Raw genomic sequence first — 13,917 nt, 5'->3', positions numbered from 1 at the left:
CATGTTGGTATCACCCGGTGGTTGCGACCCACAGGTAAAGGGGCATGTGGCGGCTAACCTCAACGTCGGCAACGATCGCGATGCCGCCAAGGTCGCCGATCGGGTCAAACGTTATCCCGACACATTCAGGGCAGACATACTCGACGTCACCGATGTTGCGGCGATTCACGCGTTGGTCGAGCGCGTTTTCGCACAGCTAAAGCGCATCGACGTCATTACCAGCGAACCCTATTGCCGAACTATAGACCGAGCGCTTCCCACCAAGGTGTAAACAGATGCCCGGGCGTGTCCAGATCAACACTTTCGCCTATCCTGGGCGTATCAAGAAAAAATGATTTTCCCCGGCTTGCGGCAGACAGGCGTTTGTAAGGCTCGTCCCACGCATGGTTAGACATGGAGAATCTGCCAGAATGTGCCGGTAGCAATCGTTTGGCACCCAGATCCATCGTAGCCTGAACCGTTTCTTCCGGCATCATGTGGATTAAATTCCAGTGTTTGTTGTACTGTCCGTTTTCCATAATGGCCAGATCGATTTGCCCAAATCTATTCCCAATCTGGACAAAATGTGGTCCATATCCACTATCACCGCTGTAATAAATCCGGCGATTGGGGGTTTCCAGCATAATACTGGCCCAGAGCGTCTGGTTGCGTTTTAGTCCACGGCCGGAAAAATGCCGGGAGGGGAGGACATGAACCGTAAAATCAGGCCCGGCAGTCCAATGTTCGTGCCAGTCAAACTCGCGGATAATTTCCGGTGCTATTCCCCAATATTCCAGGTGAGCCCCCACGCCAAGAGGGCAAATGACAGCCTTAATTTTTGATTGCAACGCCGTCATTGTTGGATAATCCAGATGGTCCCAATGATCATGAGAAATAATCAGGTAATCGATCTCTGGCATGTCTTCGGCAGAAAAAACATAGTCACCGGAAAACGCTTTATTTAAAAAAGAAACCGGTGCGGCGTACGAACTAAAAATTGGGTCAATAAGAATACGCTGGCCGGCAAGTTGTAGGTAATAAGATGAATGACCTAACCAGAGAACCCTATCGCGATGTGGGTCCAGTGTTTTCATATCTGTTTTAACCTGGGGTAAAGTATGGGTGGGTTTGACTCTTTCCCGCCCCCCAAACATAACATCCCACAGAACCGACACCCGATCTCCCCCATCAGAAAATGTGGTGGTGGGAAGTTGATTGCGAAATTCACCATTGACATAATTTGGCGAGGCATTAATACGTTCAAGCCGGGTGCCTTCAGGAAGGCGGCCAAATGAAGGCAAAAAAGGAGAAATCAACATAGTCATATCACCTGTTATCAAAAAAATTAGCCGAATAATGCCGCAGGATAATAATCATTATTTCACTATATCTAGGGAACCTATGCCGTTTGAAAAGGGAGAGTTTTTTGTCGGACACCGTGCCTGATGGAAACAGCCAATTTTTTCTACCGTCGCCAGTAACCTCTTAAGATCACCTCGAGTTGATACTATTAAGCCTATTTTACACATCGGTTGCTCATCGTGTATTTTTATCCTATTAGAACGCTGACTCACCGTCTGTAGAGAGTAATACATGAGTTAGATTCATAATAACACGCATAAAAAGGTATCTAATTATTTCATGACAATCTGGTTACAGTATTTTATACGTTTTTATTTAAGCTTGGATGGTGCGGTGTTCAGTGCGGTGGAGGCTATGGTCGTCGAGTCTGCTACCCAGCGTAGTGACGATAAACCGGGGATTTGACGTGAGAGAGACTGATCTTATTAACTCACTGATCTTATCCAGATTTGACGCACACGCAGTGGTGAGATAAACGCTATCGGGGGGAGACATCTGCTGGGTGAGCCAGTGCAGGAATCGGTGGATCCCCGCACTGACTCATTGGCTTAGTGTGCCTGCAAAAACGCCAAAAGATCCTCGTTTAGCGGATCCTGATGCGTTACTGCAAAGCCGTGAGGGGCATTGTCATAGATCTTCAGTTCGGCATTACTGATCATTTCAGCGGCCACTTTGCCGGTGACGTCACAGGGGACTATTTGATCGTTACTGCCATGAATCACCAGCGTGGGCACATCAATCTTCAGCATATCCGCACGGAAGTCCGTTTCCGAAAAAGCTGTCACGCAATCAATAGTACTCTTCAGTGATGCCAGTAGAGCCATGTTTAATGTTTGGGTTAGTACGCCTTCAGATACGGTCTGACCGGCATTGATGCCATAAAAAGGTGAGTTGAAGTCGCTGATGAACTGGGCGCGATCCTTACGCAATCCGTCACGAATGCCTTCAAAAACGGACAAATCCACGCCATGTGGGTTTGTTTCACTCTTGCCAAACATAGGTGTGACAGCGCCTAACAGAACCAGGCCCGCGACACGCTCACTGCCATAAAGGCTGATGTAGCGGGTCACGTCACCTCCCCCCATAGAGAAACCAACCAGTGTGACATCATGTAGGTCAAGATGCGTAATAAGCTGATTTATGTCCGATGCGAAAGTGTCATAGTCATAACCCGTCCACGGCTGTTCTGAACGGCCAAACCCGCGACGGTCAAACGCAATGGCACGATAACCACGTTCGGCCAGAAAGTTTAGCTGGCTGTCCCACATATCGGCATCCAACGGCCAGCCGTGGCTGAACAGTACCGGCTTTCCTTTTCCCCAATCTTTGAAATACATCTGCGTACCGTCGTTCATTCTGATTGTGCTCATAATAAACCTCTTAGTCATTTGTTTAATAAACATAAAGACTGACGGGCCGACAACACCTGGCGCCACCAGAGAACGGATCAAGAGCCGCCATCCAAATGGTCTTTCAAAAACGCGAGAGCGGTCCGGTTCAGGCGGGTAGCCATCGGGCACCAAATACGTGGCGGTTAAGCGCTGCGTGAATTGAAACGATTATGTTTAAGGAAATTGAAAAAAACCAGTTATACGAAAGGTTAATGATACCAACAGATAATCGCTTTGCCCGGTCGCTAACCCCCCATTTAGCCCACTGTCCAGTTAGGTAGGAAGAAAAACACCGGTTCATTTAACCGCCGCCGACACCACTACGTCTTATAGGTTAGGTGACCTAACCCCTCACGCCATTGAACTTGTTGAAAACGAGAATATCGCTAATACTGATTAACAGAAAACCTAAAAAAAGAGGAAGTAGAATGAATAAGAAAATGTTGTTGTTCGCTGCAGCGTTGCTGTCTCCTCTGGTAGCGTTGGCTGCCGATCAAAATACGCAAATGAGCAATCAGGGGTCAATGTCGCCAGCAACTCAGGAGTATATGTCTGGCATGCAGAGTATGCATGACAATATGATGGCCGGAGTGATGTCATCCAACCCTGATGTCGCCTTTGCGAAAGGCATGACCGCACATCATCAAGGTGCCATTGACATGGCAAAAACGGAGCTAAAATATGGCAAAGATCCCGAAATGAGAAAACTGGCGAAAGATATCATCAAAGCTCAGCAGCCAGAGATAGACCAGATGCAAATGTGGGTGAAAAAACACGGGCAACAATAATAAGCGGCGGTAGGACTGCGTTGCCAACAGGTTTGGCTCCATATATTTATTTTAATCAAACTATAGGCTAGGTGTGCTGATGATCATCATTGGCCACCTACCTACCTCGGGTCAATTTGTCCTTTTTTGAACGCAGGTTAACACCCCCACTGACTTGTTTTTTTTGCCCATAAATAGGTCATTCTATGCTCCGAGAATAAATTGAAGTGTCAGAGACATATCGCCCAAAAAACATTTATTGCAATCACTACTGAATTAATAAATCAATTAAATCACATTAAATACTTATATAACAAATTAAGTTATAAACTAATTTATATTACGAAAATCACACTTATTTTTGAATAAATTATTTTATTGTCTACCTTGCAAATTTTTACCTAAAGTTAACATTAAGACTTTTTAAGCAACAGGCTATTAACACCAATACTTCTGCTGCTGTGATCCGTTTCAATATTTTTTTTTGATAAACAGTATATATTTCCATATATAGGTTTTGTTTGTTAAATCTGCGGGTGTCTAAAGTGAATAATAAATATTATCTACATGAATTTCTTGATGTCAAAAGACTTCAGACACTGCAGGATAATTTTAGTAAGTCAATGATGATTGCGTTGGTCGTGGTGGATGGTGATGGTGTCCCGGTCACAAAACCAAGCGGATTCTCAGACTTTTGTGCGCGATCCCGCCTCAATTCAGAGCTCGCACATCATTGTTATGAAAGTGATAATGCAGGAGGTCGTGCAGCGATGCAGGCAAGTAAGCCTGTGGTTTATCGATGCTATTGTGGTTTTGTCGAATTCGCTGTACCCATTATGATTGACAATCATTACTTGGGGGCATTTATCTCTGGTCAGGTCAAGGTAGAGAACGAAAAAGAGCTGGAAATACCCTACATACTTGATAATGAAAAAATATGGGAAGAAAACCCTTGGCTAATTGATTTACATCAAAATACCAAACGTATGCCCTATGATCGATTCGAATCTACAGCATATACATTGTTGCATGTTGCCTCTTATTTAGTTGAGCAGGCACATGCAAATAATATTCAAAGAGAACTCCACAAAAAAGATCTTGAGTTAACCGATGAACTCAGAAAACGGGTTGAAATAGAACGTTCATTACACGAAGCAGAATTAAAAGCGCTGTCATATCAGATTAACCCTCACTTCCTATTTAATGTATTAAACACTATTGGACGGCTGGCATTCTTAGAAGATGCGCAACGCACGGAAACAATGGTGCATGATTTTTCCGACATGATGCGTTATTTATTGAAGAAAAATCACAATGGCCTAATTACATTACAGAATGAGATGAATTACGTCAATAGCTATATGTCAATACAAAAAATGAGAATGAATGATAGATTTGATTATCATTGTGATATTCCAGAAAAATATTTCAACGTAGTGTGCCCATTTCTCACATTACAACCTCTCGTTGAGAATTTTTTCAACTATGTTGTTGAGCCACGCGAAACCAGTAGTCACCTTCTGATCAGAGCAACTGACGATGAACGTGACGTTATTATTGAAGTCACAGATAATGGTGATGGTATTTCCAAGCAGGATATTGAACAAATTTTGTCGGGTGACGAAAATAGGAAAAAAGGAGGAATCGGTATAAATAATATAAAAAATAGACTCCAATTATTATTTGGTGATAGTTATGGCCTGGAAATCATGAGCCCGTATAAACCCAATATGGGAACAACTATCAAACTACGATTTCCAATGCTAGAAACTGCGATAAGCTGGAGATAGATCATGTATAATATTGTTATTGTTGAAGATGAACATATTGAGTCTGAGGCTTTGCGTAGAATTATATCTAATTGCGTCGATAATTCAATTATCTATGAAGCATCCACGGGTAAAAAAGCCATTCAGCTAATTGATCAACTTAATAAGATTGATATGATCTTTGTGGATATCAATATACCCTTACCAAACGGTAGTCAGGTTATTGAATATCTAAGAACAAAAAATACCAAAACAAAAATCATCGTCACCACCGCAAACGATGATTTTGATCTTGCCCGAAATATGATTACGTTAAAGGTTGATGAATATCTTTTAAAACCCGTGAAACAAAGCATTCTTTTGGATACCATTAAGAAAACACTAGAGTACAATGAGGATGATAATACTCAGTCCAGAGAAATGAAGAAAAAAATATTCTCATTAATCGACAGGTGCGATTATCCGCAATGGCATGACTATATGTTTAACATTCTGGATGATGCAAGTCAGGAACGTCAGATTGGCCAACACAAAAAAATAACTGATTTTCTTGAAATATTCAATCAAGCTATTGCTAGCAAAGGCGATAAGTGTGCTCATTTGCATATAAAAAACGGTTTACTCATTCAGGATATCAAAATGCATGGCCTTTCGGCACATTCCTACTATCGTATGATGCTGGCGATGCTCAGCATAAGCGTTGGGGTGTTTGAACATACAGCCAAAAATTGCAGTGTTACTATGGATTTTGTTGATCGCGCTAAATTTCATATTGAAGAAAATATTCTCAAAAATCTGACACTCGATGATATTGCTGCAAAATCATTTGTCAGTCCATGTTATCTGAGCCGTGCATTTAAAAAAATCACCGGCATTGGCTTTTCGAATTACATATCCAATCGAAAAATCAGTATTGCAAAATCGCTATTGCAATTTAGTGATCTTAAGGTAAATACCATTGCTTTAGAGTTGTCTTACCAAGATGCAAACTATTTTTGTCGTATTTTCAAGAAAGAAACCGGAATGGCTCCATCCGATTATCGCAAAATGGGTTCACTAGAACACAGTTAACAGCACAACTCACTACGGCTGTTTTAATTTTGTTATAACCGCCGAAAAGAAAACAAAAAAATCCACCATGCTAGCAAGATAGTTCACTTCATAATTTAGGTTTATCACTACAATAGTAATAAACCATCCAGACACTCGGTGATGATGTGGACGATTATCTGTTTACTTCTGAATCAGTTGCTGAAGGGCATCCGGATAAAATGGCTGACCAGATTGCGGATGCTATTCTGGATGCAGTGCTATTACAGGACCCTTGGGCAAAAGTGGCATGTGAATGCATGCTTAAAACCGGCATTGCTATTGTTGCCGGCGAAATTTCCTCACAAGCTGCTGTTGATATTGAGCATATTATTCGCAGCACAATTAAAGACATTGGTTACGACCATTCCCGAACGGGTTTTGATGCGCAGACGTGTGGGGTGCTTAATCTCCTTGGCAAACAGTCTGAAGATATCGCGCGGGGCATTTGCGGAACATCCCCCCAGTTACTGGGTGCCGGTGATCAGGGTATCACCTTCGGTTATGCCTGCAGTGAAACGCCGGAATATATGCCTGCACCGTTGATGTATGCGCACCGACTGATGGAACGTCAGTCCTTATTACGCAAAACCCGGCGTTTGCCTTTCTTATTGCCCGATGCTAAAAGCCAGGTGACGCTGCGTTACCACGAAAATAACGTTCAGTGTGCCGATGTGATTGTTGTCTCCACGCAACATAGTCCTGAAATTTCCCTGGCGATGTTACGAGAAGCGGTCATTGAAGACATTATCAAACCCGTATTCCCTGCCAGTTGGCTAACACCGGATACCCAGTTTCTCATTAATCCTGCCGGGCAATTTGTGATCGGCGGGCCAGCAGGAGATTGTGGCCTGACGGGGAGAAAGATCATGGTGGATACTTATGGTGGTGCCGCCCGCCATGGTGGTGGTGCATTCTCCGGTAAGGATCCGTCAAAGGTTGACCGTTCGGCTGCCTATGCGGCGCGATACGTGGCGAAGAATATTGTCGCCGCGGGGCTAGCGACACGCTGCGAGGTGCAACTGGCATGGGCAATCGGCATTTCTCATCCGGTCTCGCTGCGAGTGAATACTTTTGGTAGCGGTAAAATGTCGTCGGCAAAACTACAACAACTGATCAATCACCATTTTGATCTCAGTGTTTTCGGCATTATTCAGATGCTGGATCTTCTGGTGCCTCGTTATCGTAAAACGGCCTGCTATGGGCATTTTGGTCGGGGGATTTTTCCCTGGGAAATGACGGATAAAGCGGCGTTATTGCGTGAAGACGCTGGTCGTTAAGGCTTTGCAAGCAAGCAGGCCCACCCATGCACAACCCGACTATCGCGCTACACATGATGAATAAATATACAGGAGAAGGTTATGTCCAGGCAAAGTTTAGGTCTGATTGAAACCGTCGGGTTGGTTGCGGCAGTGGAAGCCGCAGATGCTGCACTCAAGTCCGCCAACGTCAATCTGGTGGGTTATGAATTAGCAAAAGGCGGAGGTATGGTTACGGTCAAATTTGAGGGAGAAGTGGGCGCAATCAATGCCGCCATCTCCGCCGCCGTTAGCGCCGCCAGTAGAGTCGGGCATGTTTATGCACATAAAGTCATTGCCCGCACGGCGGAAGGTATTGAGGGAATAGTCTATTCTGCCGACACCGTAGGAATCACCGTACCCGAACAGCAAACACCAACGCCAACGCCAACGCCAACGCCAACGCCAGAACACCCTATTGGCCAAAAGATACCTGTGGCCATTATCGAAAACAACGCGCCATCATCATGTATGGATAGCAGGGAGAACATGACCCAACGCACTGATCATGCTATACAGGCAGACACCCAATCTGTTAATGAGCCCGAGCCAATAGCTAACACCTCTACAACTCAACCCACAGTCCAAGTCCCCAAGGTAGCTGAAGCCTCTACAGATCACCCTGCCGGCCAGGCGCCTACGGTAGCTGAAACACCTGCAGATCACCCTGCCGACCAGGCCCCTACGGTAGCTGAAACACCTGCAGATCACCCTGCCGACCAGGCCCCTACAGTAGCTGAAGCGCCTACAGATCACCCTGCCGCCCAGACCGACATAGTAGCCGACGTCCCGGCTGTCGCGCCTAAAAAAAGACGCAAATAAATAGCCGTTCCACCGTAACGGGTGCCGGTCACTGGCTAAACATGCCACCCATTGAATGGCATCAGACTGCTGACAAACGTGCACACGCGTTAGCGGGGGGTATGATGGGTAAGAAAAGTAAAGCGTAGCGCGCCAGGGATGGCGCGCACGAGCCTCCATGGACGGATTTACGGCGTCTTTACGATCTTGTCCATCATGCCCGCAAGCACGACGTTGTCATCAAACTCATGCCATCCATTGAATGGCATGTTTTTTTATGGCTAATGGCACAAACGAATCATACTTAACGCAAAAATCCACCACGGCAAACATAAACCGTGATGGATGATCTCGGCGATGCGTGATTAATTGCTCGGACCCGAAGAAACCACGTCTGTAGCGGACGGGTGAATAGAACGAGGCAAATGGTGATCTATGCAATAACGATAAATGGCTGCCCCAAGGATACCGCCGATAACCGGTGCCACAATCGGTACGATAAAATAGGGTATGTCCCTGCCGCCCGTCATTGCCATATCGCCCCAGCCGGCAAGATAAGTAAATAATTTCGGACCGAAATCGCGAGCAGGGTTCATGGCAAATCCCGTTAGCGGCGCGGTTGCAGCACCAATGACAGCGACCAGGATACCAATAAGCAACGGTGCCAACGGACCTTTAGGCACACCATTACCATCATCGGTCAACGCCATAATCAGTCCAACGAGTATTGATGTAATAACGATTTCCACGAATGCCGCCAAACCCACGCTGATACTCGCCGCGGGATACGTTGAAAAAATACTGGCTAAATACAGGCTCGCTTGACTGCCACGCACCATCTGATGTGCTTGTTCGTAGATATCAAACATATTGTGATAGAGCAAATAGGTCAGCGCTGCACCAAAAAACGCACCGGCCGTTTGGGCCAAAATATACGGCACAACCTTTTTTGCATTAAAATTAGCGAACATGCATAAGGCGATAGTGACCGCCGGATTAAGGTGTGCGCCGGAAATTCCCGCCGTCAAATAGACAGCCAGGGCGATCCCCAATCCCCATACCACACATATTTCCCACAAGCCGAAACTGGCGCCCGCCACCTTAGCTGCACACAAAACGCTTGTACCAAAGAACATAAATAATCCGGTGCCGAGAAATTCTGCAATGCATGGCCCTGTTACTGATTTAAGCGTGTCAGTCATAGCGTTTTCCTATACATATTGCTTACCGCTGTATGATGGACAGAAGTAAGAATTTTAAAAATGTGTAATGAAAATTACAGTTACAGAATGGCTCCGATAAATATTCTTCTCGATACAGGCATAAACGCAGTGCAGTATCAAAAATACTTACGCCTTGTGATAATTTTCATCCACCTATTTGGCAATTGAACCCTAACGATTCAATTTCATTTTTTAATGTACTCATCTTACTATCACTCATTGTCGAGGCATCACCCATTGGGTATTTACGCCCAAGGAGTTGATATTTATTTTCTCCAAAGGAATGATAAGGTAACAGATGTATTGTATTAACATTTGACATCAAACGAGCAAACTCACCTATGTTACGAATCTCTTCAGGATTATCATTCACACCAGGGATGACTGGAATGCGGACAATAACCTTAGTGATACATGAAATACGGATTAAGTTCTCGAGGATTTTACGGTTATCACCGCCCGTATTGCTCTTATGCACTGAGGGGTTAATGGCTTTAATATCTGTCAGTGCAAGATCAACATAAGGAAAAACATCTTCAATCACCTCTTTTGAAGTGAAACCCGTGGTCTCGATAGCGGTATGCCATCCTTTCTCTTTACACGCTTTCAACAATTCACGCGCGAATTCAGGCTGCGCCAAGGGTTCACCGCCAGAAAGAGTAATACCGCCACCGGAACGACGATAAAGGTTTTCCTCCTTTTGCAGTTCTCGCACCACGTCACGCACCGTCATACGTTTGCCTTTCATCTCCAACGCCTGGGTTGGACAAACGCTGATGCATTTACCACATCCTATGCAGCGTTCACGGTCAATAAAGTATGGATTATTAACCGACAGCGCGTGCTGAGGACAAATTTCCACACATTTGCCACAGTGTATACACTCATTTTTTTTGTAGATTAATTCGGGCTCGGGTCGCTGTGATTCTGGATTACTACACCATTTACAGGCCAGCGGGCAGCCTTTAAAAAAAGGAATCGTACGGATACCAGGACCATCGTGCAAAGAATAGCGCTGAATATTAAATAACACGCCTTCTGTATCATACTGGACAGTATTCATAGCATTACTCGTAATAAATGCACCAGAAAATTTTCATCATGGAAGTAGATTATCAGAAAGATATTTACGATATATATTCGTCATTCTGCGGGTATCAAAATAACGATCCCATGATGATTTTTAATCATGGGCCATGCCCTTTGGCACAGCCCATAGACGATTAATAATAATCAGAAGTGCTGTTCTGTACGGCTGATAATATCGTCCTGAACTTCTTTTGCCAATACCACCCACTGCGCGCTATAACCGGCAACACGCACCACCAGATCCTGATGCTCTTCAGGATGTTTTTGGGCTTCAATCAATATAGCGCGGTCGATAACATTAAACTGCACATGCATGCCTTTTTTATCGAAATAGCTTCTCACCAAACCGCTAAAGTTGCGCAAACCCTTTTCACCTGCCAGTGCAGAAGGCAAAAATTTCTGGTTATAGAGTGTTCCGTTAGATGCAATGAAATGGTCAAGTTTAGCCACCGAGTTTGCCGCCGCGGTTGGCCCAAGGGTATCTTTACCCTGGCGCGGTGAAACACCATCGGCCAAAGGCGCTTTGGCCAATCTGCCATCGGGAAGCGCACTCACATCTTTGCCAAACAGTACGTTTGCGGATACCGGGTAAATGCCTGCCTGGAATTGGCCCCCGCGTGGGTTGGTGTATTTTTCCACTTCCTGGCAATAGACCAGTGCACATCTACGGGCCACGAGATCGACGTCATCAATGTCGTTGCCGAAGCATGGACTGTTTCCCAGGATATGACGAATTTCTTCATAACGCGATCCATTGGCTGCCGGCGAGTGAGACGCCCCACCAGAGGAGAGTTGCCGATATACCTCAGCTTTGATGGCGGTAGCATCCAATGTGCCGTGCTGGTCAATAATCCGTTTCACGACGTCATAAATATCCTTCTCACCCAACGACGATTTTTCCGCCGGTCCATGAGCAGCCCCACCCACCGGATAACCAAAGTTGGAATCCAGTGCCCCTTTCAGCTCCTGAAGGGTTAATTTACGATCTTCAAATACCTGTTTTTGCAGTGCATAAACCGAATCCCCGGTGTCTGCGATGCCAAACGCCTGCGGACCCGTGAAGTTATAAATAGCGCCGCCATCCTGCAAGGGTTTACCACGACCAATACAATCATCGACCAATGCGGAGAGAAACGGCAGCGGACAACGTTCCCCATGGGCAATATCCACACTATTGCAGGCTTCCACCAATTGGTGCACAAAGTACGCCATTTGGGTTTGAAACGCGCTATAGAAGTCATCCATGCCGGTGTACTGAGTCAATTCGCCGGTGACCGGACCGAGTTGTTTATTCCCCACCTTACCGTTGTTAAGCGTGATTTCCAGCACTTTAGCCACGTTAAAGAATGCGGCATCGTGCCAGCCTTCGGTACGATGGGGCACCTGAGGTTCAACACAGCCGATAATGCAGTAGTCGCGGGCATCATGCAAAGAGACACCGCGATTTTGCAGGGCGGGAATAATCACTTCGTCGTTGTACATTGCCGGTACGCCCAACCCCATCCGCACTAATTCACACGCGCGAAAAAGGAACGCATCCGGTGTGCCTTGCCAAACGCGAATAGAAAAGGAAGGTTGCGGCAGGCGAACATGAGCCGTTGCCTCCATGCACATAAAACTCATTTCATTAGTGGCATCAAGGCCGTCTTCCGTTTGGCCCCCTACGCACAAATTCTGGAAAACCGCATAACCCGCGAACGCCTGGGCGGAGATCTCATCGCGTGTTTTGTTGATGTCGTTGAGTTTGATCCAGCAGCAGTCCACCAGTTCCTGAGCAAACTCTTTGGTAATGGATTTATCCGCCGCATAGTAAGGGAACATATACTGATCGAAGCGTCCCGGAGAAATTGAATGTCCACTCGATTCAATTTGCAGCATGCTCTGAATAAACCAGAATGTCTGGCAGGCTTCCCAGAATGTGGTCGCGCCACATTCGGGTACCCGGGTACAGTTTTGCGCGATTTGTTCCAGCTCACGCCTGCGGGTCGGATTGGTCTCTTGTTGCGCCAGGCGCGAGGCCTCTTCGGCATAGCGATGTGCGAAGTTGATCGCAGCGTTGTAGCTTATAATTATCGCATTATAGAATTGTTCTTTCTTAATATAGCCTGGTTCATGGCGATCAAGATTTTCCAGCGCGTTGTTAACTTGATTAATAATGCCGCGGAAACCGATTTTCATGACCTTGCCATAATCTGCACAGACATGGCCTACACCACCATAGAAATAATTACCAACCGTAAATACACCATTGGCCATACTGTCTTTGGTACTTTCTGACATATACGAAGCAGCCAAAGAACTGGTGGTCTTACCCGGCCAGTATTTGAAGGCATCATGGAGATGTTGCGCTGTTTCTTTAGGAATAATGAATGGGTCGGCGACACGATCCCCCATCGTTTCAAATTCGTTTTCTACCCAGTCGTATGAAAATTCTGGGCAAATTTCGGTTGAACGAGGATTAATCGTCACCGCACCAACAATAAGTTCATCAGTACGGATGGTAATCGGTAATTCGTTGAAGATTTTCTCGACCACTTTTGCCCGACGCATAATTGCCGGCAATTCTTCCGTTTCTTTATAAGCCTCAGTAGCCAGCACTGCGCGTTCTGATTCAACATACGGCTTCGCTTGCAGAATCATATTTTTGAGTCTTACAACACGATCGGTCGGATTCGTAAAACCTTTTTCTAACATACAATAACTCCCGAAAATTAAGTTTGTTAACCTTGCGGCAGTGCAGGGTGTTTATGGATAATATTTGACATGACGCCATCGTTTTAAGAGACATCGCCCACCAGCAAGATATTTTTTGCATAGGCTAACGCTCAGAAATTAAGGTCGTCATCCTCAATAATTCGCATGGCTTCATTTACCGCAGAGACCTCACCAAAAATGGCCAGTGTTGTAATATGCTGAGGGCAAGTACCAAAAATTTCTGAAACCACCACGTTAGCACTTTTATTGGCCAGATCTCCGTAGAAATACAAGTCGGGAATCGGCAGCATAATGAGGCCTATGGCATCAATACTAATCAGGTCAAGCCGCGAACGAGACTCCCCCGACATCCGACGTTTTAACATTGCCAGAATGTCCGGTGTCGGTGCGTTTATGATGCGTTTTTTCATCTTGGTCTTACCCATCAGACATGA

Annotated in this window: 13 protein-coding genes; 7 read left to right on the top strand and 6 right to left on the bottom strand. The window is 45.5% G+C overall.

Annotated features, from left to right (window positions below):
• Position 1 precedes the first annotated feature (1 nt).
• On the top strand, positions 2–271 hold the full coding sequence (locus SJI19_RS06670; RefSeq protein ID WP_323477485.1) for a hypothetical protein: 270 nt from the start codon (positions 2–4) through the stop codon (positions 269–271).
• On the opposite strand, the gene SJI19_RS06665 is transcribed toward SJI19_RS06670, so the two are convergent.
• The gene (locus tag SJI19_RS06665; protein WP_416347520.1) at positions 240–1,337 is read right to left on the bottom strand and encodes an MBL fold metallo-hydrolase; all 1,098 of its coding nucleotides are present in this window, start codon (positions 1,335–1,337) and stop codon (positions 240–242) included. The two genes, SJI19_RS06670 and SJI19_RS06665, sit on opposite strands and share 32 nt — an antisense overlap.
• A gap of 283 nt (positions 1,338–1,620) precedes the next feature.
• On the opposite strand from SJI19_RS06665, the gene SJI19_RS06660 reads away from it, so the two are divergent.
• Positions 1,621–1,746: a hypothetical protein gene (locus SJI19_RS06660; RefSeq protein ID WP_323477483.1), complete on the top strand. Its 126-nt coding sequence runs from the start codon at positions 1,621–1,623 to the stop codon at positions 1,744–1,746.
• Between the two features lie 143 nt (positions 1,747–1,889).
• Here the strand turns inward: SJI19_RS06660 and SJI19_RS06655 are convergent, their stop codons facing one another.
• Entirely contained in the window at positions 1,890–2,711 is an 822-nt protein-coding gene (locus SJI19_RS06655) for an alpha/beta hydrolase (RefSeq protein WP_323477540.1), read from the bottom strand.
• A gap of 449 nt (positions 2,712–3,160) precedes the next feature.
• Here SJI19_RS06655 and SJI19_RS06650 point away from each other — a divergent pair, with 449 nt between their 5' ends.
• The 5 genes from SJI19_RS06650 (at position 3,161) to SJI19_RS06630 (ending at position 8,477) form a co-directional block, all read left to right on the top strand.
• Positions 3,161–3,520: a DUF305 domain-containing protein gene (locus tag SJI19_RS06650; RefSeq protein ID WP_323477482.1), complete on the top strand. Its 360-nt coding sequence runs from the start codon at positions 3,161–3,163 to the stop codon at positions 3,518–3,520.
• 524 nt (positions 3,521–4,044) lie between these two features.
• Complete coding sequence (locus tag SJI19_RS06645) at positions 4,045–5,289, top strand: PocR ligand-binding domain-containing protein (RefSeq protein ID WP_323477481.1); 1,245 nt, start codon at positions 4,045–4,047, stop codon at positions 5,287–5,289.
• Positions 5,290–5,292: 3 nt separating this feature from the next.
• Positions 5,293–6,339: a response regulator transcription factor gene (locus tag SJI19_RS06640; protein ID WP_323477480.1), complete on the top strand. Its 1,047-nt coding sequence runs from the start codon at positions 5,293–5,295 to the stop codon at positions 6,337–6,339.
• A 200-nt stretch (positions 6,340–6,539) separates the two neighbouring features.
• Positions 6,540–7,637, top strand: a complete 1,098-nt coding sequence (gene metK, locus SJI19_RS06635) for a methionine adenosyltransferase (protein ID WP_416347519.1) — start codon at positions 6,540–6,542, stop codon at positions 7,635–7,637.
• Between the two features lie 81 nt (positions 7,638–7,718).
• Positions 7,719–8,477: a BMC domain-containing protein gene (locus SJI19_RS06630; protein ID WP_323477478.1), complete on the top strand. Its 759-nt coding sequence runs from the start codon at positions 7,719–7,721 to the stop codon at positions 8,475–8,477.
• A gap of 344 nt (positions 8,478–8,821) precedes the next feature.
• Here SJI19_RS06630 and SJI19_RS06625 read toward each other — a convergent pair whose 3' ends face one another.
• From SJI19_RS06625 to SJI19_RS06610, 4 genes are all read right to left on the bottom strand, one after another.
• Positions 8,822–9,658, bottom strand: coding sequence for an MIP/aquaporin family protein (locus SJI19_RS06625; protein WP_323477477.1), 837 nt, complete (start codon positions 9,656–9,658; stop codon positions 8,822–8,824).
• A 166-nt stretch (positions 9,659–9,824) separates the two neighbouring features.
• Positions 9,825–10,742, bottom strand: coding sequence for a glycyl-radical enzyme activating protein (locus SJI19_RS06620; protein WP_323477476.1), 918 nt, complete (start codon positions 10,740–10,742; stop codon positions 9,825–9,827).
• Positions 10,743–10,912: 170 nt separating this feature from the next.
• Entirely contained in the window at positions 10,913–13,462 is a 2,550-nt protein-coding gene (gene grpM, locus SJI19_RS06615) for a glycyl radical diol dehydratase GrpM (protein ID WP_323477475.1), read from the bottom strand.
• Positions 13,463–13,593: 131 nt separating this feature from the next.
• Positions 13,594–13,893, bottom strand: a complete 300-nt coding sequence (locus SJI19_RS06610) for a BMC domain-containing protein (protein ID WP_323477474.1) — start codon at positions 13,891–13,893, stop codon at positions 13,594–13,596.
• Positions 13,894–13,917 lie beyond the last annotated feature (24 nt).

The sequence above is a fragment of the Acerihabitans sp. TG2 genome, from assembly GCF_035013185.1.
Taxonomy (GTDB): domain Bacteria; phylum Pseudomonadota; class Gammaproteobacteria; order Enterobacterales; family Enterobacteriaceae; genus Acerihabitans.
This window is presented reverse-complemented; position numbering and strand designations above follow the sequence as displayed.